The organism is Ruminiclostridium herbifermentans, assembly GCF_005473905.2.
Classification (GTDB): Bacteria; Bacillota; Clostridia; order Acetivibrionales; family DSM-1351; genus Ruminiclostridium; species Ruminiclostridium herbifermentans.
This window is the reverse complement of record NZ_CP061336.1, coordinates 493,462-519,438: the sequence shown is the minus strand read 5'-3', so window position 1 is coordinate 519,438 and position 25,977 is coordinate 493,462. Positions and strand designations below refer to the sequence as shown.

18 protein-coding genes are annotated in these 25,977 nt (G+C 33.3%); 3 read left to right on the top strand and 15 right to left on the bottom strand.

Translation table 11 applies throughout. The features are described 5' to 3' along the window. Positions 1 to 226 precede the first annotated feature (226 nt). From EHE19_RS02155 to EHE19_RS02140, 4 genes are all read right to left on the bottom strand, one after another. A complete protein-coding gene (locus EHE19_RS02155; protein WP_137697711.1) occupies positions 227 to 2,200 on the bottom strand; it encodes a hypothetical protein in 1,974 nt (657 codons plus the stop codon). Positions 2,201 to 2,556: 356 nt separating this feature from the next. Further along, positions 2,557 to 4,146 (bottom strand): extracellular solute-binding protein, encoded by a 1,590-nt coding sequence (locus EHE19_RS02150; RefSeq protein WP_137697710.1) that lies wholly within the window; start codon positions 4,144 to 4,146, stop codon positions 2,557 to 2,559. A gap of 70 nt (positions 4,147 to 4,216) precedes the next feature. Beyond that, positions 4,217 to 5,089 carry a carbohydrate ABC transporter permease gene (locus tag EHE19_RS02145; RefSeq protein WP_137697709.1) on the bottom strand — a complete coding sequence of 291 codons (873 nt, stop codon included), beginning with the start codon at positions 5,087 to 5,089 and terminating at the stop codon, positions 4,217 to 4,219. A gap of 17 nt (positions 5,090 to 5,106) precedes the next feature. Next, positions 5,107 to 6,063, bottom strand: coding sequence for an ABC transporter permease (locus tag EHE19_RS02140; RefSeq protein ID WP_137697708.1), 957 nt, complete (start codon positions 6,061 to 6,063; stop codon positions 5,107 to 5,109). Positions 6,064 to 6,816: 753 nt separating this feature from the next. Between EHE19_RS02140 and EHE19_RS02135 the strand changes: the two genes are divergently transcribed. Beyond that, positions 6,817 to 9,120, top strand: coding sequence for a helix-turn-helix domain-containing protein (locus EHE19_RS02135; protein WP_244648313.1), 2,304 nt, complete (start codon positions 6,817 to 6,819; stop codon positions 9,118 to 9,120). Between the two features lie 163 nt (positions 9,121 to 9,283). Here EHE19_RS02135 and EHE19_RS02130 read toward each other — a convergent pair whose 3' ends face one another. From EHE19_RS02130 to uxaC, 7 genes are all read right to left on the bottom strand, one after another. Continuing rightward, positions 9,284 to 11,374: an alpha-glucuronidase family glycosyl hydrolase gene (locus EHE19_RS02130; RefSeq protein WP_137697706.1), complete on the bottom strand. Its 2,091-nt coding sequence runs from the start codon at positions 11,372 to 11,374 to the stop codon at positions 9,284 to 9,286. Positions 11,375 to 11,480: 106 nt separating this feature from the next. Next, positions 11,481 to 12,557, bottom strand: a complete 1,077-nt coding sequence (uxuA, locus tag EHE19_RS02125; RefSeq protein WP_137697705.1) for a mannonate dehydratase — start codon at positions 12,555 to 12,557, stop codon at positions 11,481 to 11,483. Between the two features lie 26 nt (positions 12,558 to 12,583). Next, positions 12,584 to 14,197 (bottom strand): mannitol dehydrogenase family protein, encoded by a 1,614-nt coding sequence (locus tag EHE19_RS02120; protein ID WP_137697704.1) that lies wholly within the window; start codon positions 14,195 to 14,197, stop codon positions 12,584 to 12,586. A gap of 15 nt (positions 14,198 to 14,212) precedes the next feature. After that, entirely contained in the window at positions 14,213 to 15,304 is a 1,092-nt protein-coding gene (locus EHE19_RS02115) for an SGNH/GDSL hydrolase family protein (protein WP_137697703.1), read from the bottom strand. A 207-nt stretch (positions 15,305 to 15,511) separates the two neighbouring features. Then, the gene (locus EHE19_RS02110; RefSeq protein WP_137697702.1) at positions 15,512 to 16,534 is read right to left on the bottom strand and encodes a sugar kinase; all 1,023 of its coding nucleotides are present in this window, start codon (positions 16,532 to 16,534) and stop codon (positions 15,512 to 15,514) included. Between the two features lie 164 nt (positions 16,535 to 16,698). Beyond that, entirely contained in the window at positions 16,699 to 17,673 is a 975-nt protein-coding gene (locus EHE19_RS02105) for a bifunctional 4-hydroxy-2-oxoglutarate aldolase/2-dehydro-3-deoxy-phosphogluconate aldolase (protein ID WP_137697701.1), read from the bottom strand. A gap of 412 nt (positions 17,674 to 18,085) precedes the next feature. Beyond that, positions 18,086 to 19,483, bottom strand: coding sequence for a glucuronate isomerase (gene uxaC / locus EHE19_RS02100; RefSeq protein ID WP_137697700.1), 1,398 nt, complete (start codon positions 19,481 to 19,483; stop codon positions 18,086 to 18,088). A gap of 472 nt (positions 19,484 to 19,955) precedes the next feature. Here uxaC and EHE19_RS02095 point away from each other — a divergent pair, with 472 nt between their 5' ends. After that, positions 19,956 to 20,825 carry an AraC family transcriptional regulator gene (locus tag EHE19_RS02095; RefSeq protein WP_137697699.1) on the top strand — a complete coding sequence of 290 codons (870 nt, stop codon included), beginning with the start codon at positions 19,956 to 19,958 and terminating at the stop codon, positions 20,823 to 20,825. A gap of 68 nt (positions 20,826 to 20,893) precedes the next feature. Here the strand turns inward: EHE19_RS02095 and EHE19_RS02090 are convergent, their stop codons facing one another. The 3 genes from EHE19_RS02090 to EHE19_RS02080 all read right to left on the bottom strand — a co-directional run bounded on the left by EHE19_RS02090 (position 20,894) and on the right by EHE19_RS02080 (position 24,485). Next, complete coding sequence (locus EHE19_RS02090; protein WP_137697698.1) at positions 20,894 to 21,916, bottom strand: protein-glutamate methylesterase/protein-glutamine glutaminase; 1,023 nt, start codon at positions 21,914 to 21,916, stop codon at positions 20,894 to 20,896. A 39-nt stretch (positions 21,917 to 21,955) separates the two neighbouring features. Beyond that, entirely contained in the window at positions 21,956 to 22,771 is an 816-nt protein-coding gene (locus EHE19_RS02085) for a CheR family methyltransferase (protein WP_137697697.1), read from the bottom strand. A gap of 136 nt (positions 22,772 to 22,907) precedes the next feature. Next, positions 22,908 to 24,485 carry a methyl-accepting chemotaxis protein gene (locus EHE19_RS02080; RefSeq protein WP_280513970.1) on the bottom strand — a complete coding sequence of 526 codons (1,578 nt, stop codon included), beginning with the start codon at positions 24,483 to 24,485 and terminating at the stop codon, positions 22,908 to 22,910. Here EHE19_RS02080 and EHE19_RS20110 point away from each other — a divergent pair. Next, positions 24,393 to 24,740, top strand: coding sequence for an MCP four helix bundle domain-containing protein (locus tag EHE19_RS20110; RefSeq protein ID WP_137697802.1), 348 nt, complete (start codon positions 24,393 to 24,395; stop codon positions 24,738 to 24,740). The two genes, EHE19_RS02080 and EHE19_RS20110, sit on opposite strands and share 93 nt — an antisense overlap. Before the next feature lie 378 nt (positions 24,741 to 25,118). On the opposite strand, the gene EHE19_RS02070 is transcribed toward EHE19_RS20110, so the two are convergent. After that, on the bottom strand, positions 25,119 to 25,871 hold the full coding sequence (locus EHE19_RS02070; protein ID WP_137697695.1) for an SDR family NAD(P)-dependent oxidoreductase: 753 nt from the start codon (positions 25,869 to 25,871) through the stop codon (positions 25,119 to 25,121). Between the last annotated feature and the right edge of the window lie 106 nt (positions 25,872 to 25,977).

The window sequence follows — 25,977 nt, the reverse complement described above, 5'->3', positions numbered from 1 at the left end:
GAGGCCCGCACATGATCTATTATTATAAAAACGTATTATAGCTACTAATCACCGGTAGTAACGTCACTAGAGGAAAAGCTTAGTGTCTGATCAGACTGAGTGGTATAACCTGTATCACTAGCGGCATAGCTATAGCTACCAGCTGCTAAGTGATACTTACCAGCTCCATCATGGCTCCATGTTAATTGAAAGCAAGTTGGACCACGGTACGTACATAGCTAATAATCTATTCTTTAATCTCCCAATAATCACCAGCAAGACCGTCTAAAATAGAACCAATTGCCCAAGGCATAAGACAAAACCAGGTACTAGATAGAGAACCATCCCTGTATTTTTCCGTTAGAAGTCCTTCTGAATAGCAGAATCGTTCTGACATCCATCCTTTTTTCCCATAATCATACTCTCTGTCAAACGTATTGTAAGTCTGACAACTCCAATCAACAGTATCTTCTAAACGGTCCTTTACATAAGCATCATCACTGTTCTGAACATAATACAGCAGTTCGTCTATAATATTGCTCGACATAGGATGAATATGAGGATTGCAGACTGAAGTCACACTACCGCCACTGCTTGACCAGTTAAGCTTGCTGAGTGGAGGTACTTTTATCGGAGAATTATAACAGAACTTAAATGTGAATTCGTAGCATATTGCATCCCTCATATGTTCTAGATAAATCTTGTCCCCTGTCAAAGCATGAATAAACCTAACAGCTTTTATATATGCAAGTATTCCTTCAGAATCCACTGCCTTATTAGTATCTAGCGGCGCACCGTAGCATTCCATATGACAGATGTATTCTTCGTAATAATGCTTTTCGCTCTTCTTTAAGCTGTCCAAATGCGTTCTGTCCTTGGTAAGCCAGCTATAGTACGCAAGAGCAGCCATGCACCATGCACCGCTAAAGGAATCATATTCAATGCCAATACCATTTTTTGCAGATAATATATATGGATACTCACCATCTGGATTTATTGAAGCTTCAAGCTTCTCAAGCACCTTATTTACATATAGTATCCAATCATCATGTATGCAGTTTTTTATCTTCTTTTCATATTCATATGCTTTCAATATATAAAAAAGAGCCTGCCCGCAAATGTAAGAACTGTGCCCTGATGTAGTCACCATATCAAACCACCAGCCGTTAATACTCCATTTCCCGTCTTCACATGCATCATATGGCAAGCCCGAGGCAGGGTTTAATGAATTCTCAATTATATTTGTTATACAGGAAAGTGCCTGTTGACGCATGGACTCATCCTCAAGCCGCAATGCAGACATAAGCATTGGTGTTGCCACAGACATGCCATTTGTCCAGCTTAAGGAAATTATTTTGTTGTGTCTGTAGCCTTCACAACAATTATCCTCAAAAACCTGACCAACATAGCTTAGTTCTTCTGGCAGCCAAGCATCCTCATAGACAGCCTTTGCTAAATCTGCCACCGCTGTCTTGCTATCGCTAACCTTTCTTGGCTTTTGATGATATTTATAATATACATGCTCTATTGCTGCATTTATATCTAGTTCTGATTTAGCATTGTATTGGTATAAGTCCATTGAAAACTCTACTGTTTCCCCCGGTTCTAATTCAAAGCAATTGTCTAGAAGGGGCTCTCTTTCTTTTACATTACTAGAAGTTACAAACATAAGAGGTGCATTTTCATAACCAAGTGTATACCCTACAGTACCCTTTGCCAGCGAACAAGAGTACCCCCCATATTGATAGAATGTTTCTTCATTTTCAGGAACCCATTGCCGCTTTATCCCATCTTTACATGTAAAATAAGGGCTTGCACTAAGTCCGAAAACTTTACCAGAATCATATACCAATGCCACTGGATGAGACAAACGGTCACTTCTCATCATCCACCATGGTGAAGAAGGGCGGGATGGATTGCCATCTCTCAACCTCGGAAATTCTCTAGGAACATTCTGTGGTGCCTCACCGCGGTTTCTGCCATACATAAATGCCGGTAAGAAAAAGCGTGGGTTAATTTTATTAAATGAAAGTTCTATATGTATAACACCGCACCATTTTGATATATTTGAGTTTGAAATTTTTATTTGTGCTTCAAAGGGTTTTTCCGGACTCCCATTTCCTTCTGCAATTTTTATAGATGCTTTTAAGCCCTGTTTGTCCAATGAGAGATAATCCGTAGTTTCTTGAGATTTACTTCTTGCTGTTAGAATAAGTTCCATACTTATTAATCTCCAAAATTATATTTGAATATAACAGTATTACTTTGATTGATATTTAAATACTGCATTAATGCTATAGGATTACTTTTCATTATTCTATAAATTTAATTATAGTTGCAGGTATATCCATTTACAAGAGATTGAATCAGATATGCCCTCATGCAATAATAATAACCGAATTTTATTTCCGCTTATATGCTGTACATGCTACAGTTCATAGCTTTAAACAGCTTTTCAGAATTCTTATAATTGTTGGCAGCAACTTATATTGTAGTAAAAAGAAGCTGTTGCAGACTAACTGATTATTAGCCCTGCAACAGCAAATTATAGGTGCCCTATTTTATAATATCACTTAATTATTTAGCTGATTTAAGTATATTTAACTTCTCATCAACTATTTCCTGTCCGCCTGCTTTCATATAATCAGCAACAAGTGAATCGTATGTCTTATCAAAGTCTGCTGGCTTACAAGTAATAGATTTAACGAATATTTCTACATCCTTGTCAGCTAATGTTTTTGAATACTTAGCTTGAGATTCAATAACTGAATCAAAGTGTGGCATATAGTTTGCATCTGTCAAAGAAATCTCATAAGCCTTCTGGAAACGGTCCTCAAATCCAGGGTATCCATAAGAAGCTGATTTAATATTCCTTTCTTGGTCACCAAATTCTTTACCGTTAACAATGATTGATAAATCTGTAAAGTTAGCTTTCTTATCATCAGGTAGCTGATCGTTTGTAAAGAAGTTTAGTGGAATACCATCTTGTTCATCAGTATACTGTTCACCCTTAATACCATTCTGTAAGAATTTTAGAACTTCAGGATCAGACATCCACTCAAGGTACTTAATAGCTTCTACAGCACGTTTGCTTGACTTTGGAACTACTATATATAATCCATTTGGATTATACTTCATTTTTGGATGTTTTCCTTCATAGTTTGTAAATGGATCACATTCTATGAAATCTGCACCTGGAATGTTCTTCTGTAACTCTGTTAATACACCAGGAACAGGTCTTAATGGGAAATCATATGAGTTAATGATAAATCCTACTCTTCCTTGTGCAATATCTTTTTCCATCTGCTTTCCATCTTTATCTAAAGTAAACTGAGGGCTTATGATACCTTCGCTATAAAGCTTGTTCATGAATCTCATTCCCTCTTTAAAGCCAGGAACTACCCAGTTTGGCAATGTCATTCTCTGTTCTTCAGTGATTTTCTCTTTAAATGACTCTAATAGCATTGATGATGTCCAGTTAATATTGTTAGGGTCAGCCCAAATAGCAAAAGGTATATTCTTGTCACCCAATCCGCCTGGATCTTTATCTGCAAAAGCTTTCATAGCAGTGTACCACTCTTCAGTAGTCTTAGGTACAGGCAAACCTACTTTATCTAGCCAGTCTTTACGTATGTATGCTGCGAAACAACCCTCAATAACTCTTTTAGCAGGAACTGCTAATTGTTTTCCATCAAACTTACCATAGCTAAGTAATTCATCACCAAGGTATTTTTTCAGGTTTGTACCATACTCATCTAATATTGGTCCTAAATCTGTAAGACCACCACTCTTAACATAGTTGTATATTACACCGTCATTGTAAGTAAAACAGATGTCAGGAGCCTGGTTTGCAGCCATAAGTACGTTCAGCTTTTCAACTTCCTGTGTCCTAAGAATAGGAATGAATTTCATATTAATGTTGTTTGGTGTACCAAAATTATCCTGGATCCATTTTGTTTGGAAATTATTATCTGCTTGATATCCAGGTGTTGCTCTGTCAAAAACTTCGACTGTGAGTTCTACAGGATCTGCTTTCTTAGCAGAATCTGGAGAACTTCCACTTGTACTAGCTTGTTCTGATGAACCGCCACCACAGCCAACTAATGTTGACAATCCAATGGAAAGTAAAAGTGCACAACTAGCAATTCTAATTTTTGCATTTTTCATCAAAATCTCCTCCAAAAATTCTATTTTTTATAAATAATTGGCATATAGCCAAAAATTTTATACCACATCATTATCCCTTTACAGAACCCACCATTATACCGGTAACAAAGTACTTCTGAAGCCATGGATACACTAGAATAATGGGCACTGTAGCAAAAATAACACAAGCAGCTTCGAGACTTTCAGGCAGTACATTTTGAGACATATTATTTTCACCTATTGAAGCATCAATTCCTTGGCTATTTACAATAATCTGATATAGCTTCAATTGTAAAGGATATAATTTAGAATCTGTTATGTAAAACAACGCATCCATAAAGCTATTCCATTTACCTACTGCATAGAAAAGGCTTAATGTTGCAAGTACTGGCTTAGACAAAGGCAATACAATCCTAAAAAGAACACCTATATCATTACAGCCATCAAGAATAGCAGACTCTTCAAGGCTATCTGGTAATGAAGTAAAGAAAGATTTTAAAACAATTAAGTTATAAGCACTTATTGCTCCAGGCAGAACTAAACTCCATACTGTGTTTATTATGTTTAAATTTTTTGCAAGGATATACTCAGGAATTATTCCACCACTAAAATACATTGTAAAGATAATCATTAACAAAATGGCATTTCTTCCCTTTAATCTCTTTTTAGTAAGCGGATATGCAGCACATATAGTTAGTAGCATAGCAAGTGCAGTGTATCCCACTGTTAATAAAGTTGTAAATACAAGTGACCATATCATAGAATTATCTCTTAACAGAGCTTTATACGACTCAAATGTAGTTTCTACTGGCAGAAAATAAACCTTAGAAGCCAGAATCGCCGAAGTAGAACTCAATGATGTAGCTAATACGTTTACTAAAGGCAGCAAACATAAAAGAGCAGAAATACTAGTTATTAAAATAATAAAGAAATCAAAAATTTTGTTACTAACTTTGGCCCCCATAAAGATCCCCCTTTCTTTTACCAGATACCTTCTTCACCGCTTTTATTGGTTATATAGTTTGAAACTGTCAAAAATACTAACCCAACAAGCGACTGGAATAGTCCAACAGCAGTAGCTATATTATATCTTGATGATTGCAGACCAACTCTATAAACATATGTACTAATTACATCAGAAAAATCCTTAACTGAAGCATTTCCAAGAATAAACGGACGATCAAAGCCTATCATGGATATTCTGCCTATGTTTAATATGAATAAGATAATTATAGTACCTCTTATACAAGGAAGAGTAATATTCCAAATTCTTCGCAACCTACCAGCCCCATCCACTTCAGCAGCCTCATATAATTCTGAGTTTATACCAGCAATAGCTGCAAGATATATTATCATTCCCCATCCAGCATTTTGCCATATTCCAACTGCTGTATAGGTAGCTACCCAAGGCCACTTCTCTGTTAAGAAAGGAATTGATTCAAATCCTAATGACTTAACTATATTATCTATCAAACCAAAGTTGGGTGCGAATATTTGAAGTACCATTCCTCCTATTATTACCCATGATAAGAAATGGGGAAGGTACAGCATTGTTTGAGAAACTCTCTTAAACCACTTTGACCTTAATTCATTAATAATTATTGCAAGAATTATAGGTGCAGGGAATCCCAAAAGCAGGTCTAGACCATTGAGCATAAAAGTATTTCTCAATGCTCTCCAAAAATCATTGGTTCTAAAAACTTCTTTGAAAGCATCAAAACCAATCCAAGGGCTTTCCCATACTGGTAAAAATATATTGTATTCTTTAAAAGCAATAACTACCCCATACATTGGCAAATACTTGAATATAACAAAGTATGCAACAGGAAATATTAAAAGGAGATATAAATATTTATCCCTTTTTAAGTAGTACATAAACCCTTTCTTTTGAGGAATAAATGTTTGAGCTTTTGATACAACAACATTAGCCTTATCCATATAAATTGAACCTCCTCCTGTCTATATTCTAAATTCATAGTGCACGAATAATTCATATATGTATCAACTCAATTTTATGAATTCATTTTACCACTTGTAAAACATACTTCAAGAATGACATTTAATAACATAATTCATTTTTACTCATGATTTACTTTTATTATTCAAATGAAAGCTGGTAAAATAGTTATATAGCAAATAAATAATTAATTTTGATACTAATAATTAATATTAAATATTTCTAAATCAATTTATAAAATTCAAACATATTTAATAGCTGTCGTCGCAATATTTATCATTCTTTCAGACCCACTAATTTTTATATCATTGGGGACAAGCTTGGTTTTTATTTATTTTATGATAAGCGCAAAAATACCTTTGTGCCAATGCTGCTTTCTCGTGCAGCAAAACCTTGCAATCAGGTTTGCGTTTCTCATTGGTAAAAGCAGGCTTCCAAACTCAAAATATTGCCCGATATCATGAGATATTTACACATTGGTAAATGACCTTTTCAAAGCATTATAGAAATTCGCAAACATAATCTGCACAGATATGAATACATTTTAGGCAGATTAAAAGATACTCTATGGTTTTAAAAATAATTAAGTAATCTTAGAACAAGCGCTTTGGTCTAAATCTGCTATTCATTTTTAGCGAAGCATTGGCTTCAAATTATCGGTTGATATGATATTATTTGACTTTATCAATTCACGTATACTATAATCTAAGGGATAAAACAAGGTGGGGTTGATGATGAAAAATCGTTCATTAATTGTAAAACAATTTATTGTATTTTCTCTTTTTATAATAATACCAGTAATCCTTATAACATCTATATTTAATTATTCTATTATGAAATACTCTGAGGCCGAAATAAGTAAATCCGGTATCGGAGAATTAAAAGTAGCAGAAAATATTACAGACTTAATATCTCAAACTATTAGCAATGACATTATAAATCTTTCACTTAATGAACAGTTAAATAATCTATACGGTGTTAATGATATAAATTCTATATTAAGCAAAAGCGATGACAACCTAATGCTTATTAGGCTATTAGGAACACTATCTCATATTGTTGAAACCAATAGCCTTTATTCCTCAATATATATTAATCTTGATAATTTTGACTATATTATTACTAGCAATGGTATATATCAAAAAGATGACTTTCAGGATAAAAGTTGGATTGAGCAATATTTGAAGTACAAAAATTTAAAAGAGCCAATTTCTTGGATTAGTCCAAGGTCTATTGATAGTAACGGTATAAGAAATACATATATCATGTCATATATTTTTCCTCTAACCCCCTATACAACAAAGCTTAGAGGTTCTATCGCAATTAACATATACGAAAACTCTTTATGTGAGCATTTAAACAGCAACAATTCAAATTCAAATGATAATATCAGTATCATTAATATGGATGGAGATGTAATATCACATGTTGATAAGTCATTGATATCCTCAAACATATCTAGTAAGCCATACATCTCGAAAATATTAAAAACTGATAATAATGAAGGGTATTTTATACAGGATGTAGACAATAAAAATTGTTTAGTTACATATTATAAGTCAAGCAGGAATAGTTGGATTTATGTAGGTGTATTTTCTCTTGATACCCTTTACAATAAAGTAAACACATTAAGATTAAATTTTATTTATATTTCAATTGGGTTATTAATTTTAGGCATCTTTTTGTCTTATATAATTTCACGCAAAATCTATAATCCAATAAAAAAACTGGCTCAACAAATAAAGAGTGTAAAAGGTATAGACTTTGAGAACGAAAACGAATTTACTATTTTGTCTAAAACCTTTGACGCAATGATTAAAGAAGAGGATAAACTATTCAGAACCCTTGAAAAAAGCAAAAAAAATCTTAAAGAAAATTATATACTAAGTATACTAAGAGGACTACATCTGTCTGATAATGAATACGACGAGCAATCAGAATTATTCCCCTACAAAAACTTTACATGCTGCATAATCACTATTGATAGATATAAAGATTTTATTGAAAATTTCTCTTATGAAGACCAATATTATTTAAAAACTGCTATTTTAAATTTATCATTAGAAATATTAAGTGTTCCCTTTGCTTGTGAAGGTATTGTTATGGATGGAAACAAAATAGTTATTATCGTAAATTCTAATGATATGGATATAGCCCAAGAATATACATTATTAAATGAGTATTTCCAAACCATTCAAAAAGAAGCAGCAAAGGTTATAGAAACCACTATTACTGTATGTATTGGAAATATATACGACAGCCTTGACAAGGTCAGAACCTCTTACAATGAAGCACAGGCTCTATTAAATCACAAATTTATATTAGGATATGAGAAGGTTTTATTTTATGCTAAAGACTTCATTTGTTCTAATAGTAAATATTACTATCCTTTTACTTTAGAAAAGCAAATATTGAACAATGTTGACGTAGGCTCAAAAGAAGCTGTGCTTGCCTCTGTAAATGATTTTATTAATGAAATAAAGAACAACAAGGAACTTACCTATGATAATACAATGCTCATTTTAAATCAGCTATTAGGAAGCATAATTAAGTATCTGCTAAATTTGAACATAAGCGTAAGTAAGATTTTCGGAAATGATTTTAATATTTATAGCAAGCTTGCTGAAATAGAAACTCTTGATGAGACAGGTTTGTTCCTAGCTAATATTTTTCTTCAGATAATAGAATACTGTGAGAAAGTAAAGGTTGATGACACTTCCCATATTGCAAAAATAATGGACTATATCCATAAAAACTATAAACAGGATATTGCTATTAATACTTTGGCAGATTATGTAGGATTAAGCTATTCTCATGTAAGAAAGATATTTAATGATGCAACAGGAGAAAATATCGTTAATTATATTAATAATATGCGAATAGAAGAAGCTCAGCGCCTACTCCGCCAGACAAATATGAGCATTAATGATATTGCACTAAGTCTTGGATATAACAACAAACAAAGTTTTAATAGATTTTTCAAAAAATATGTTAGTATAAACCCAGGTGAGTATCGTAATCTTAAGTCAGGTTTATAAGACGCCTATATTAAAATATATGAAACAAAAAACACAAACCCTCAAGGTTTAGATGCGCCTAATCGCCTTGTTAGTTTGTGTTTTTTGAAAAATTATAGAAAAGTAATATATTATGATAATCAAGAACAGAAGATGGATTTCCGTCTTGGTTATATAACCATAGTTAATAAATTGTTCTGCCTAGCTGGTCCTTAATGCCTGTTTTTCTAAAGAAGTAGGTATTAATCACATCTCTCCACTCCTTTGAATGTTCAATCTGCCCATCTAATCTCTCAGACACATGCTTGAACAGTTCTTCACCAATCATTCCCTTAAGTCCAAGCCATTTGTTTTTTAGTTCAATTACTTGTTCTACTCCTTTAAAGTGAGTATTATAAATATATTGAATTAAAGTTTCTCCTGATTGTAATCTATAGGTATATGGAATGTGATGGAAAAACAATAATAATTCCTCAGGACAGGTTTCTACTTTTTCATACATTTCTGCTACTTCCTTATGATACTGTCCAATGTAGCCAGTACCTGTCTTTACCGTTCTATCAACACCAATTCCCTTAAGGTCTGCCCTATGATAAGTTCCCCACTTGTCATATTCATAGCCATCCACATTAGGTCCATAGTGATGATTTGGATTTACCATCCAGCCAATCCCTAAAGGTGAAGTATAGTTTTCATAAATTCTCCATGAACTAAGCAGCATTTCAGAAATAACATCAACAACAATCTCATTGTTTGAATAAGTCATTCTTATCCATTCATCAGTTATTTGCTCCACTGTCAAATCTGGATTCCAAGCAAGCCGCCCAAAGCCATAAAGGTTGGACTGTGCCAGCTGTAAGCCTGTCCAGTTTGGATTATCACCAATATTGGCAACACCTGCAATTCCACCATATTTATTATTAAAAGCAGAGCCACTTATAATATTCTTTACAAGTGTGTTTTTTCCTTTTGCATATGTATCAAATTCAAGTATCTCCTTCCACATAGGAACAAGATAACACAAATGCTTTTGCTGTCCAGTATATTCCTGAGTTATTTGGAACTCCATTGCTTGATTTGTCTTTTGTAAACCACCAAAAAGCGGTGACACTGGCTCACGTACCTGAAAGTCCATTGGGCCGTTTTTGATTTGAAGTAATACATTGCTGTCAAAATCACCGTCAAGAGGCATAAAATTATCATAAGCTGCCTTTGCTCTATCAATGCTGTAATCTCTCCAGTCTTGCATACAATTATAAACAAAACATCTCCAAATTACAATACCACCATGTTTATTTAACGGCCTTGCCAACATATTTGCACCATCTGCATGGTTACGTCCATAGGTAAAAGGACCAGGTCTATGTTCAGAATCGGCCTTTACCAGAAAGCCTCCAAAATCAGGAATATATTTATAAATTTCTTCAATCTTTTTATCCCACCACTCTCTAACGTTGTCATCTAATGGGTCGGCGGTAGTAAGTTTTCCAATCTGCATGGGACTAGCATAATTGATACTAAGATACAGCTTAATTCCATACTCTCTAAACAAATCAGCTAGTCTTGAAACATCGGGCAAATAGGTACTAGTTATTAAATTTGTCTCATACTTATGTACATTTACATTATTAATTACTACTCCATTTATACCGATAGAAGCTAAAATTCTAGCATAATCCCTTATCCTATCTAGTCTTTTTATAATTTTATTATTCTTAAAGAAAATGGATTCACCAGCATAGCCTCTCTCAATGCTTCCGTCTATATTGTCCCAATGATTGAGGATACGAAGCTGATTTACAGGATTTTCAATTCTCAATATACTGCTTTGCTCCCTCTGTGTCTGTATAGCCCTTATAAAATCAAATACTCCATAAAGTACTCCTTTAGGAGACTTGCCTGCAATAACCAATATCCTATCTTCATTGGTATTAATCAGTTTTATGATGAAGCCCTCATCACCTATTTTCTCCTTCTCGTCTGCTTCTAAAAAAGAACCCACCCTATTATTTTCAGCAAAAGTTCCTATTAATAGGTATGATTTTATTTTAGGTTCAGCTGATACTAAAGGTTTTATATTCAGTAACATTCTTATACCTTTTCTCAGCTCGTCAAGTGCATTTTTGATAATATCAGAGTCTTCACATATCACGATATTTCGGCATAACTCAGCGTATTCATGTATCAACATATTGTTTTCTTGTTTTTGGTACTCAAGCCAACAATTATATCCAACTGCAGCTAATTCTTTTTTCTTTTCTCTTAATCTTCTCATTAGTCCTCCAACTTATATGTACTGCTTTATAAATACTGCTTCAAATAAACTTCTCCCAAAATAATCCCATTAATTCTTAAGTAAACTGCTAATACTTAACTATCACTTATTGCTTCTTCATATTATCTATTGCTTCCCACAAACCATTTAAATAAGCAACACCTAATGCTCTATCATATAATCCATAACCAGGTCTCGCTTTCTCTCCCCAAATCATTCTTCCATGGTCAGGACGAATATATCCCTCAAAGCCTATGTCATGATATGCTTTCATAATTTCAAACATATCAAAAGAACCATCAGATGATAGATGTGATGACTCATGAAATTTCTTATCTGATACAAATTTCAGGTTTCTTACATGCCCAAAATGAATCCTGCCCATTGAACCAAAATGTCTAATTAACTCTGGTATGTTATTCTTAGGGTTTGAACCCAAGGAACCGCTGCACAGAGTCAACCCATTATATGGACTATCAACAAGCTTTACAAGCCTATTAAGATTTTCTTTATTTGTTACTATTCTTGGCAAACCAAAAAGAGACCATGGTGGATCATCAGGATGAATTGCCATTTTTACATCAACCTCTTCACATACTGGAATAATATTCTCAAGAAAGTATTTTAGGTTTTCAAACAGCTTTTCTTCATCAATATCCTTGTATTTTTCAAGTGTATCCTTTAGTTCCTTAAGTCTATATGGTTCCCAACCTGGAAGGACATAGCCGTTTGAGTTAGTGGCCATATCTTCCACCATTTTTACAGGGTCTAGCTTTTGTACTATGCTGTCATCATAAGCCATTGCTTCAGAACCATCCTCCAATTTCATTGCAAGTTCAGTTCTGAGCCAATCAAATACTGGCATGAAGTTATAGCATATTACTTTTACCCCAATCTTACCTAAGTTCCTAATGGATTCCTTGTAGTTTTCAATATATTTATCTCTAGAGGGAAGTCCTAGCTTAATGTCTTCATGAACATTAACACTTTCAATAACCTCAAGCTTCAATCCTGCCTTTTCAACAGTATTTTTCAGTTCTTGCACCTTTTCTAAACTCCAAGCATCTCCCACAGGAACATCATACAAAGCACCTACTATACTAGGAGAACCTGGAATTTGTCTAATTTGCTCCAGTGTTACACTATCATCCTTTTCACCAAACCATCTAAATGTCATCTTCAACAGATATCATCTCCCCATCAGTATTCTTATCCTAAATATTTTTCCAAAACTGCTTTTACTGCATTTTTCTCTGCAATCATTTCTCTAAAGTAGTTCTCAACCTTAACTCCAATTCCAATATCATAAAGATTACAGCCAAATATTCTGTCATTTGATAATATTGGTCTTAGCTTATTGCCAACAGATTCTGCATTTCCCAATTCTATTCCCTTTACATGTTCCTTTAACTCATCTAGCATGGGATCTGGGCTCAGTTCCATTAAATCGCCATTATCATCTATTCCCATTAAATATCTGCACCAAGCCGCTATTGTTAAAGGAATATATGTCAAGCTTTTTACATCTAAGGTTGGATGACTGATATATGTTTTTAATGTTTCTCCAAACCTGACAGGAATTTTCTGAGAAGTATCACATGCAATTCTCTGTGGTGTATCAGGTATATAAGGATTAGGAAGCCTTTCTTCAATAACCTCTTTAATAAAAGTAACTGGTTCTAATATCCCCGGATTAACAACTACTGGCATTCCCTCATCATAACCTATTTTTTCAATAAGTTTTTTAAGCAACGGATTCTTCATCTCATCTGCAATAAGCTTGTAGCCAAGAAGATTACCAAAAATAGCCAACGCAGTATGTAATGGATTTAAACAGGTAGTTACTTTCATTCTTTCTACCCTCTCAACAGTATTCCTGTCTGTAAACATTACTCCTGCTTCTTCCAACTTCATGCGACCATTTGGGAAATTATCTTCAATTACTAAATATTGTGGCTTTTCAGCATTAACAAATTGTGAAATAAATGTGTTTTTACTTGTTTTAACTATCTCAATTTCCTCAAGACCAAGTTCTAATAATTTATTACGAACCGCATCAGATGGTCTAGGTGTAATTTTATCAATCATTGACCACGGAAATGATACCTTTGATGTATTATTGAGATAATCTAAAAATTTATTGTCAACGAATCCTTTTTCAACCCAGCATTTCGCTATATTCAGTATTGCATTTTGAAGAATCTCTCCATTGTGGGAACAATTATCCATGCTAACCATTGCAATAGGAAGTTCACCGCATAAAAACCTTTCATACAGCAATGAACATATTTTTGATATTAAATTTTTAGACGCTGTAAAGCCATTTTCAATATCGTGCTTTACATCAGGCAGATACTCACCTGACGTTCCTGTAAGTGAATATCCCTTTTCTGTAATAGTAAAGCTAACCATTTGCAATGATGGCTTACAGAATATTTCCTTTAATCTTTTCCAATCCTGTTCTCTTGATGCATCTCCCACCAAACTCTCTGATATACTTGCAACAACTTTATTTTCAAGACTTCCATCTGAATTCATATGTACTAATATACTTAGATTATCATGGGGTTTATAAATTCTGTCTATAATCTCAAAATCAAATGTTTCTACAGCAATTATCCCAGTCTCTGCTTTACCAAAGTCTAGTAACTTGTGCTGCAAAGCAGCAATAAAGCCTCTAAAAATATTTCCCGCTCCAAAATGCACCCAAGTAGGGCTTTCAATTGTCTTTGAAACCATCTGCTGATAATCAAATTTTGGCATTTTAATACCAGTATTTCCCCACAGCTCTAAGCTGCGTATATCATTTTTGTTTAACTTCATAATTTAAAATCCTCACTATTCAAAAATTTCAGGTGCATCTATCAAAAGCTGGTTATACATTCTTTGATTTCCGAAAGTATTAGGATGCAAGGAGTCTAAAAACAATGTTGTGTCCTGAGTTATCCCATCATGGTTAACGCTCGTAGCATAATCCATTCTTACAACAGTAAAATCCTTGTCGGTTAAGTATTCTGCTATTTGTGGAATTAATTCTCCCCCAACTGGAGGTACACATATAATTGGCTCAGCACCCTTATTTCTGATTTTCAAAACTGCTTTTTCTATGTTTTCCTTCCATATATTTATGTCAGTGTCATTTGTTCCAATAATCACAACCACATATTGGGGATTAAATTTTTCTAAGTCAAAATCCATTCTAGCAAGTAAATCTGCGCTATCTCCGCTTCCTCTTCCACTAATAACGCAGCTGCCATTTACGCAATCACGTACCTTAGCACAGCATCTCTCGTGGTAAGTAGCTCTGTTATTGTCCATTCCATGTCCTTCTGTAATGCTGTCACCAAATATCATAATTTTGCTATCTTGCGCTGCCTCAGAAATAAATTCAAACTTTTTTACAAGTATATTTCCGCTTAAAAACATTATTCCAGGTGCTCCCCATTGCTTTCCAGCATAATCTCCGAAAGGATAATTGCTATTAAGATAGGTAACTTCACTGCTTTGACCTGTAACCGTATCTGTTATCTTCAGTCTATGAAAGCTTCCGTTTTCTTTTTCGTAGCTGACTATGTATTCTCTGTTTTCTACTATTTCAAATGTAATAGGAGCACTTGTCACCATTTCAGGTATTTCTTCTCCTAGCCACGGCTTGTATAAGTTCAGCTGCTTCTTTTCACAGTCTATAATTCCTATTCCACCCTGGGTATGATATTTTTTAAATAAAGCAAAGGAGGATTTTTTATCTGCAATCCTTACTCTTGCTCTTAAAATATGAGCATCCAAGGTTGAATATATATCCCAGTATGCAGTTATATTTGTTCCTCCGCAAGCTGGACTTTGTAAGCCTTTATTAATAATAAATCCATTATTTACCCAACCTTCAGGTAAAGTTCTAAAGTATGTACTACATAAAGAGTATTTTCCCATTTCACCATGTCCTTTTTAATAATTAAAACTAAATAGTTATCTTTCACATATAGTTTAGTGCGAAAGAATCATCATGTGCTGTACGATTAAATTTAGAAGCTAAATAGACAACATTTAAATATTGGTATGTTCCATTGGCTATCTATCTTTTAAACCTTAAGTAACCATGTTCTAAGTCTCAAACTTCACCTTTTCATAATATTTCTATTATCTTTGCACTCTGCCAGAAGCATCTCCACTTGCAAGAGCTTTAACCTCAGCCACCGACATAAGGTTGAAATCCCCTTCAATGGTATGCTTTAAACAGCTAGCTGCAACTGCAAACTCTATTGATTCCTGTGGAGTAAAATTATTTAACTGAGAATAAATTAAACCTGCTCCAAAGGAATCTCCCCCACCTACTCTATCTACAATATGAACACTGTATTTCTTTGAAAAATAAAATTCCTTTCCATCATAAAGCATTGCTGACCAATTGTTGTCACTTGCTGAAATGCTTTCTCTTAAGGTAGTTGCCACCATCTTAAAACCATATTTCTGAACCAATTTTTCTGCAACCTGCTTGTAGCCTTCATAATTTATTTTTCCACCTGTAATGTCTGTATTGTCTGCCTTTATTCCAAATACCTTTTCTGCATCCTCTTCATTAGCAATACAAACATCTATATATGGAGTTAATTTTGTTATAACCTCTTGCGCCTTCTCTGGCGACCAAAGGTTTTTTCTGTAATTGAGATCAAGGCTTACCCTTATTCCCTTTTCTTTGGCTTTTTTACATGCCTCAAGACAAATATCTGCTACACCACTACTAAGTGCCGGTGTTATTCCTGTAAAGTGAAACCACTCTACATCCTCAAATATTTCATCCCAGTTAAAATCCTTAGGTTCAGCCAATGATATTGCGGAAAATGCTCTATCATATATAACTTTTGAAGGTCTTTGTGATGCACCCTTTTCTAGATAATATATACCTACTCTTGCTCCTCCTCTAGCTATACCAGATGTATCAACTCCATATTTTCTTAATGAATTTACCGCTGCTTGTCCAATCTCATGTGCTGGCAGCTTTGTGATAAATTTTACATCCACTCCGAAATTGGAAAGAGAGACTGCTACATTGGCCTCTCCACCTCCATAAGTTGCCTCAAAAGAGTCAGCCTGTACAAAACGTAAATAGCCGTTTGGCGCCAACCTTAACATTAATTCCCCAAAAGTTACCACTTTCTTCATAGTATTCTACCATCCTTTTTATACTAGTATGCATATAGCAACAATATCAGTTTATATAATCCAAGATGCACTATATCATCACAATGTATTATACTAACTAGATCAATACACCAGTAGAATTCATGTGCAAAGCTTGATTATATGTTTTGTATGCAATTTAGTTACTATTGCTGTACTAAATGTATTGCAAAACCACCTATCTCGTTTTCTATATAAATGTCACGCAATTTATTATTTGAATCATACTTAGCAGTTGATTGGTCAAATTTATAACCCCTGCTAGTCATATAATTAACCGCTCTATCTATATAATTTGTTTTAATTGCAATGTGTCCGTGCTTACCTCTATTTGGTGTTTTCATAACTTCAATAATATTTCCTGCAGAATTACCTGCAAATATTGATGTGCTTCCATTGTAGAGGTCAAGGTTCAGCAATTTTGAAAAGCTTACTGCAACTCCACCTGCCTGTTCCTCATTTTCACAGTTTATACCAACATGTGAAATTTTAAAGCCAAGTATACTCTCTATTGCCTCTCGTGCAAGAATTGTTATTTTTTCAAAGTTTCCTTGTTTAATTAAATTTTCTGGTACCATCCAGCTTCCACCACAGGCAATAACCTTTGAAAAGGAAAGGTATTCCTTAATATTAGTTGCATCAATCCCTCCTGTTGGTATAAAGCTAATATTGCCATATGGCCCTGAAAGTGCTTTTAGCATTTTAACTCCACCTAATGCCTCTGCTGGGAAAAACTTTACTACGTCTAATCCAAACTCTATAGCCTGTTCAATATCACTAGGATTTGAACATCCCGGAGTAATGGGAACTCCTTTTCTTACACAGTGTTCCACTACCTTAGGATTAAAACCTGGACTGACAATAAACTTAGCTCCTGCATTAATAGCACGGTCAGCCTGTTCAGTAGTCAAAACTGTACCAGCACCCACAAGCATATCAGGCACATTCTTTGTAATTCGATTTATTGCTTCTTCCGCTTGCTCTGTTCTGAAGGTAATTTCTGCTGTAGGAATGCCACCATCACTTAATGCTTTTGCAAGCGGTACCGCCTTTTCTGCATCATTAATCTTAATAACTGGCACTATGCCAATTAAAGAAATTTTCTTTAGTATTTCATTCATTTATATGTCCTCCTATAATTGTCAATCCTATATGCAAAATCTACTATTATACAAAATCTACTATCCATTATTTATCTCACATTATAAAATTCATTATTCAACTAAATATAAAGTTCACAAAGTAAGCGCCAACTATACTTTTATGTTTTTTAGCAATAAACCAATGACAAGTTTAAACTCTATAACACTATACCAAGCCACATAAACTTTATCTTTCTCAACTAACCATTGATAAGTTTGCTCTCTGTAACACTATACCAAACCACATAAACTTTACCTTTGTCAACTAACCATTGATAAGTTTGAGCAATATTTAAAAGGCTTCTTAAAAGGTATTTATACACTTTCGCAAAAAACCATTAATATGTTTGAGTGCCTATAGATTTTGAGCAGGAAAGGCTGAGTTTCATTCTTACTCCACCAAGTCCAAATAGCATTTTATATTTTCATAGCATATGCCTTCAATCAATTCCTTTAGTATCCTCTCATCATTATCAAATTCACCATTATCTACAAGTTCACCAATAAAGCTGCAAAGAATTCTCCTGAAATAATCATGTCTTACATATGAGAGAAAACTCCTAGAATCCGTCAGCATACCAACAAAATATGCCAGCATACCTTGATTTGCAATAGACCTCAAATGTGAACTAATTCCTTCCTTATGGTCATTAAACCACCATGCCGCACCAAATTGAACCTTACCAGGTATTCCATCCTCTGTGTAGCAGTGACATAGCGTAGAAAGTACAAGGTTGTCCTTTGCATTAAGTGAATACAGTATTGTCTTTGGCAATCCTTTTGAACTATCCATATCGTTGAGAATTCTTGCTAATGGTTCTGCTATAGAAAAATCATTCATTATATCAAAGCCAGTATCTGCTCCAATCTTGCTAAACATTGCTTCATTTGTATTTCTAAGAGCTCCTATATGAAGCTGCATTACTAGCCCAGCCTTTTTATATTCATTTGCTAAAAGCTTAAGAGTAAATACTCTATATTTCTCTGCCTCTTCAATTGATATCTTTTTACCTTTGAGTCTGTTAGTGAAGATATTTTCTACCTCTGCAGCATTTGTACAATTATAAGACATGCTTTCCAAGGAATGGTCAGACAATAGACAACCAATCTGCTTAAAATATTGAATTCTATTCTTTAAAGCATTAATCATATCTTCATATGTCTCAATCTTCAGCTTGCTGCTTTCAGAGAGTTTTCCTACATACTCACTAAAACCTTCCTTTAGAATATCCAACGCCTTATCAGGCCTAAATGTAGGAAGGACCTTGAAGGAATATTTACCTTCTGTTTTTATTAATCTATGATATTCAAGACTATCAATTGGATCATCTGTCGTGCATATTAATTTAACCTTTGAATTTTCTATCATTTTTACAGGAGATAATTTTTCTAACTTAATTTTATTATTACAAAAATCAAATACGCTTTCTGCATTACTCTCTTTTAAAAACTCATCAACTCCGAAATAAGCTTTTAACTCCATATTTGCCCAGTGGTAAAGGGGACTTCCAATTAACCTCTCACAAGTCTTTGCCCACTTTTTAAACTTTACTAATCCGTCCTGATTACCTGTAATAAATTTTTCTGGAACTCCTGCATATCTCATGGCTCTCCATTTATAATGATCATATCCAAGCCAAATAGAAGCTATATCCTCAAATTGCTTATCTTCATAAATATCCTTTGCAGAAAGATGGCAATGGAAGTCATAAATAGGAGCATTTTTTGCAAATTTGTCATATAATAACCTGGAATTATTGCCACTTAGTATAAAATAATCATCCAGCAATATAATACCTCCAACCAAACAAATAATTTTGCATCTGCTTTCATTTAAGATTATAGGTATGGCGAACCTTATTAAATGAAAAGTTTATAATCCCTTAAAATTAATTAGTTTACTAAAAAATCAAACTATTTAAAATCTTGATCATAGATATGTATTATTAATTCCATTTCATTTATTTTGGCAACAAACCAATGATACTTCTGATAATTCTCCCCACCTATAGATTTTTATTTGCGAAAGTTGATTATAACAATAAACTACACATATAAAGTATACTAATAAATTAGATAATCTTATATTGTTCTTATTGCTATTTGACTTGCAAAAATTGCTGTGATAAAATTTCCAGGATAGCATATAAAATTATTTTATAGCTATCCTTTTAGACAGATGATTCAAACCAAATAACTTAGTAATATTTGTATTTTAATTCTATTTATAACATAAAATACAGAAAGAAGGTAGCCTATACATGAAAAAAAAGCATCATAGCTATCAAACTCGACAGTATATGCTTTCTAAGGACTACGAGATATTTCATTATTCAGATACATTTATTGAACATGTGAACCTGCACCACCACGATTTTATTGAATTTTATTTCTTCATATCTGGCAATGTAACCTATTTGACAGAAGGAAAAACATATTCATTAAAGCCCGGTGACATTATACTAATCAATTCCACGGAACTGCATCAGGCAATTATTAATGACCATAAGGTTCCCTATGAACGAATTGTACTTTGGATAAATAAATCATTTTTAGGGAGCTTATCTACAGCTGAAACTAATCTTGCTAAATGCTTTGAAGATCCTAATAAAGAAGCAGTTGTAAGAGTAAGCTTTGAAATGCAGCAAAATATAAAATCAATTTTACAAAAAATTATTGCTTTTGAACACTATAAGGGGTTTGGCAGTGACCTGCTAAATAAAGCCTATATTATTGAACTTTTAGTAAATATAAATATGCTTATTTATAATAACAACAATAAGCTTGACATAGACATAAAAAAAAATAATTTGATTGACCAAATTATTCATTATATTAATAGCCATTTAGATGAGGAAATTACAATTGATAAGCTTTCGGAGCAATTTTATTTAAGCAAGTATCATCTTTTACGAGAATTCAAAAAGTACTCAGGTACAACATTACATAAATATATTGTTCAAAAGAAATTGATTCAAGCCAAATATCTTATTTTAAATGGATTACCCATTATTTCTGTATATGAACAATGCGGCTTTGGGGATTATTCAAATTTTTTCAGGGCCTTCAAAGCTCAATATGGAATGACTCCTAAGCAATATTTTGAATTAATGAGTAAAAGCATCTCTTAGAATATTTTGCACAAAGCTTTCGCAGTTTATAATTAATTAACTTTGAAGGCTATGTTACAATATTAAGCCTATTTTAGCATTGAAAAAATGACATTAGGAATGTTTTCCAAAGAAGTCTGTTTCTCTACAGCTCCAATATCAAATGCTACCTTCGGCATTCCGTAAACTACTGAAGATTTTTCATCCTGCCCTATTGTCCTTGCACCCTTTCTTCTCATTGCAAGCATACCCTTTGCTCCGTCATAGCCCATCCCTGTTAATATTACTCCAATAGCATTTTTACCTGCAGTTTTTGCTACAGACTCAAAAAGGACATCTACCGAAGGACAATGTCCATTTACTTTGTCAGCACCGCAATACCTTATGGCATATCTCTTACCAATCATAACAATCTTTATATGTTGATTCCCAGGAGCGATAATTACTTTACCCTGCTCAATACAATCACCATCCTCTGCTTCCTTAACATACAATTGTGTCTGTTTGTCCAACCTTTCTGCAAACATGCTTGAGAAAACAGGAGGTATATGCTGTACAATAACTATACCCGGTGTAGTAGGAGGCATAACCTTTAAAATATGATAAAGAGCTTCTGTACCTCCAGTGGAAGCTCCAATTGCTATAATTTTATCTGCATTAGTGTTTTTTTCTTGTACAAAATTCTCCATATTTGAACACTGCAGTTCCCCAATTTTTGCCTTGGCAGCAATCTTAATTTTGAATATTAAATCACTTAAAAATTCTTTAACACTTATTACTGACTGAACGTCAGGTTTAGCAACAAAATCAATTGCCCCTGCACTCATAGCTTCAAAAACAATATCACTTACACTGCTTACCACAATGACAGGTATAGGATACTGAGGAATAAGTCTTCTAATAAACTCTATACCATTCATTTTTGGCAGTTCAATATCACAAGTCATTACATCTGGCTTATATTTTAGAATTTTATCTCTGGCATCAAATGGGTCAACAGCTACTGCTACAACTTCAATATAAGGATCAGTAGAAATCCCTCTAGACAGCACTTCCCTAAACAAATAGCTATCATCTACAACTAAGACGCGGACTTTCTTTGCAACTTGCATTTGATTACCTCCGTAACCAATTTAGATATTTTATTTTCATTATTCCTTTCTATAAATTGCAGGCATTACATATTTGAACCTTGTCTCTTGTCGATTAAGAGATTCTGAATGTCCTATGAATAAAAAACCTCCATATTCCATTGAATCATAAAATTTATCAACTAACCTACGCTTTGTTTGTTCATCAAAATAGATCATTACATTCCTACAGAATATCACTTGAAACTTTCGCTTGAAAGGAAAAATTTCATCCATAAGATTAAATTTTCTAAATATTACTTCTTTTTTTATTCTATCTAAAAGGGCAAACCTTTCATTGTCAATTTTATAAAAGTAATTAAACTTCCATGAAGAAGGGAGCCTTTCAATCCCTTCATTGCTGTATATTCCTTTTTTTGCAATATCAAGCACTTTATCCGAAATATCAGTAGCCAATATTTTAGAATCCCAGAGGGCTTTTTCTTTTCCAAAAAACTCATCTATAAGCATCGCCAGTGTATAAGGTTCTTCACCCGAGGAACAACCTGCACTCCATATCCTAATATCCTTATCTTTTCCTGTAGTTTTAATGTAGGGAAGAACCTTAGCCTTAAAATATGAAAAATGATCAGCTTCTCTCATAAAAAAAGTAAGATTAGTAGTTATTTTATTAACCAATGTAGCTGCTGCAGTCCCAGTTTTATCTTCAAGTATGTACTTAACATAATCAGAGTAATTGCTAAAATTATTATTAGTAAGCACATTTTGAAGTCTTCCTGACACTAAAGCTTTTTTCTCTTCTCTTAAATTTATACCATAGTTTTCCTTAATATAAGCTGCTAACTGCTTAAATTCCTTATCTGTAATTGTTAGCAATTACCACACACCCCCTTCAAAAGGGAGGAACTATTATAATAGTATTTACCAAAGATTATGGTATGATTGCTTTAAAATATTGGTTCAATATTCTAAAGCAAAATAATATTATAACAGTTCCTATATACAAACCTTTTTAATATTTTCCAAACTCATTATCACTTAATACAATTTTTGTATTTTTAGTTACTTTCTCTTCAATATTATCGTTTGATTCACCTATACTTGCTTTTCGTTTCCCTGACATATCATCTAACATTTTTAATACTTCAGGACTCAAGTCATCAAACTTTGCATAATTTTTTGTGTTATTCTTTAGTTTGAATTTGGCAACCATGCTTTGCATAGCTGAAGCTTGACTTGAAAGTTCTTCACTAGCTGCCGCACTTTCCTCAGAAGTCGCTGAGTTAGTCTGTACAACTTGTGATACCTGCATAATTCCCTGATTAATCTGTTCTATACCAAGAGCCTGCTCATTTGAAGCAATATTAATGTCATTTACTATATTGGCCACTTTTTCAATTTCATTAACAATTTTATCAAGAGCTTCCGCAGTCTCTTTCGCAATTTTTGTTCCTTCTTCAGACTTTTTGATGGAGCTCTCAATCATATCTGTAGTCTCTTTAGCAGCATTTGCAGAACGTGCTGCAAGATTTTTAACTTCCTCTGCTACTACAGCAAAACCCTTTCCATGCTGTCCTGCCCTTGCAGCTTCAACTGCAGCGTTTAGTGCAAGCATGTTGGTCTGGAAAGCAATATCATCAATAACTTTTATTATCTTTGAGATGTTTGAAGAAGACTCGTTTATATCTTCCATCGCTTTTAGCATACTATTCATATGAGAATTACCCTGTATAGCATTTAACTTAGCTATTTCGGCAAGTTCGTTTGCCTGATTTGCATTTTCAGCGTTTAGTTTAGTTTGTGACGATATTTCTTCAAGAGAAGCAGTCAATTCCTCTACGGAACTTGCCTGCTCAGTAGCACCTTGTGATAGAGCAATACTAGAGTCGGATATCTGTTTTGAACCAGCAGCAACCTGATCTGCGGCATAAGCTATGTTAGATAAAACTTCATTATTACTCTGTACCATCTGAGCTAACTTCTTTCCAAGAAGGTCATCTTCTGATTTTATATTAACTTCAACAGTTAGGTCACCATCAGCTATCCTTTCAGCTACTAAAGCCTGTTCACGAATGGTATTCGCCATCTTATGCATAGATTCTGCAAGCTGACCTATTTCATCCTTTTGATATACTGTTTTTGTAATATTTATATCTCCTAAAGCCAATCTCTCAGCAGCCGATGTTATTTTTTTAATAGGATTACTAATTATTCTTGATATAAAGATTCCAAGTAAAATTGATAAAAGGATAGCCATGATTACAAGTAACATCATTACTATAGTCGATCTTTGTGCTTGTTCACTATTACTAATTGCTGTTTCTGTAGCAACTGCAACATTATAATCTAAAAGTTCACTTATTTGTTTTGCAACTTCTACACCAATAGGCCTAATTTCATCATTCAAGATATCTAATGCTTGTTCACTCTGACCTGCCAATGCCAATTTTACAACTTTATCATTTAATGGTCTTTCTTGTTCAATTAGTGCTTTGAGATTATTTATCTTGGCCTTTTCATCCTCATTTGTAATCCCATCTTTAATAAATTCCGCAATATAATTATCAATGTCAGTATAATAAGAATCTATTTTATCGGTATATGTAATAATCTAAAGATTGCTACAAAACTCTTAATAAGCTTTTTAATAGTTGCAATAATTGCTGGAGCTTTAGGAATATATGGTATATCAAAAATTAGTACTATTAATAATGCTGGTAAAGGACTGTATGAGCAAAACACAAAGCCACTTGGTGATTTGGCTTATATTGGTACACAGTACCAGCGTATTCGTGTAAATGTTCTATTAGTTCCAATAATCTTGAACTATCGAGAATCAAACTGATACTTCCGTCTCCCAAAAGTGTACAGCCAGCAAGGTCTTTTGATTTTTTAAACTTGCGAATAAATTCTGTCAATAATGAAATTATGCATTATTCCTCGATTTTTGTCAATATATATATTATTTTGTCGATTATTATAGTTTAGAATATTTGAGACTAATCACTAGATATAATTATTTTTATTTAATAATTAAATTAGATTTTATTAAGATATTAAATCAATAATTAAGAAAAGTTTATAAAAAATTAATAAAATTTATACTTACTTTTTAAAGGATTTCGTATAAATCATTCAAATAGCAATTATTACCATATAATTCATACAACTATATCACTCTATTATAATCTGTCTTTTAAGAAATAATTATCAAATTTATCCTTTAACCTTCCTTTTTCTTTTGCATGTGATATGATATTTTTAGCAATAATTTTTCTGGTAAAAATTTTTGAAAAAAGACTGCCAACTTCATTTTCTTGCCTGGAATAATTGTTAATTTTCTTTTGAACATTTGCTTTATTGCATATTCTGCAACGTATTGGCTTGTCAATCCTTTTAGGCTCATTTTAACATTTGCTGTTTGATTAAATTCTGTATCAACAGGTCCAGGACATAGTGAACCCACATATACACTGCTTCCTTCTCTGCGAAGCTCCTCATAAATAGCTTGTGTTAGCCTAAGCACATATGCCTTAGATGCATAATAGCTAGACAGCAATGGTCCCGGCAAAAAACCTGCTGATGATGCAACGTTTAAAATATAACCTGAATTTTTTCTTTTAAAATCCACTAAAAATAGCTTAGTCAAAATATGAACAGCCTTTATATTCGTATCAATCAATCTTAACTCATCTTGTATATCAATACTATCAAATATCCCAAATATACCAAAACCTGCATTGTTTATCAAAACATCTATATCTTCATTTTTAACTTGATCATATAGCTCAAAACAGGATTCTTCTTTAGACAAGTCAAGGCAAATTGTCTGAACTTCTGTATCCAATGTGGATTTAAGTTCTTCTAATCTTTCTTGTCTGCGTGCTACTAAAATTAAATCGTAACCTTTTTTACTTAATATTATGGAAATATCACGCCCTATTCCCGAACTAGCTCCTGTTATTAATGCCTTCATGTTTGAATATCCTCTTTCTGTAATTTATTAATGCAGCATTACTTTATTGTTAATTATTTAATTGTTACCTATTTTATTGTTATTGAGTACAATTATTTTTGTTACT

Bases quoted from the DNA above. Each gene is read 5' to 3' on its own strand.
- EHE19_RS02155 (WP_137697711.1), bottom strand. From the start codon at position 2,200: ATGGAACTTATTCTAACAGCAAGAAGTAAATCTCAAGAAACTACGGAT.
- EHE19_RS02150 (WP_137697710.1), bottom strand. From the start codon at position 4,146: ATGAAAAATGCAAAAATTAGAATTGCTAGTTGTGCACTTTTACTTTCC.
- EHE19_RS02145 (WP_137697709.1), bottom strand. From the start codon at position 5,089: ATGGGGGCCAAAGTTAGTAACAAAATTTTTGATTTCTTTATTATTTTA.
- EHE19_RS02140 (WP_137697708.1), bottom strand. From the start codon at position 6,063: ATGGATAAGGCTAATGTTGTTGTATCAAAAGCTCAAACATTTATTCCT.
- EHE19_RS02135 (WP_244648313.1), top strand. From the start codon at position 6,817: ATGAAAAATCGTTCATTAATTGTAAAACAATTTATTGTATTTTCTCTT.
- EHE19_RS02130 (WP_137697706.1), bottom strand. From the start codon at position 11,374: ATGAGAAGATTAAGAGAAAAGAAAAAAGAATTAGCTGCAGTTGGATAT.
- EHE19_RS02120 (WP_137697704.1), bottom strand. From the start codon at position 14,197: ATGAAGTTAAACAAAAATGATATACGCAGCTTAGAGCTGTGGGGAAAT.
- EHE19_RS02115 (WP_137697703.1), bottom strand. From the start codon at position 15,304: ATGGGAAAATACTCTTTATGTAGTACATACTTTAGAACTTTACCTGAA.
- EHE19_RS02110 (WP_137697702.1), bottom strand. From the start codon at position 16,534: ATGAAGAAAGTGGTAACTTTTGGGGAATTAATGTTAAGGTTGGCGCCA.
- EHE19_RS02105 (WP_137697701.1), bottom strand. From the start codon at position 17,673: ATGAATGAAATACTAAAGAAAATTTCTTTAATTGGCATAGTGCCAGTT.
- EHE19_RS02095 (WP_137697699.1), top strand. From the start codon at position 19,956: ATGAAAAAAAAGCATCATAGCTATCAAACTCGACAGTATATGCTTTCT.
- EHE19_RS02090 (WP_137697698.1), bottom strand. From the start codon at position 21,916: ATGCAAGTTGCAAAGAAAGTCCGCGTCTTAGTTGTAGATGATAGCTAT.
- EHE19_RS02070 (WP_137697695.1), bottom strand. From the start codon at position 25,871: ATGAAGGCATTAATAACAGGAGCTAGTTCGGGAATAGGGCGTGATATT.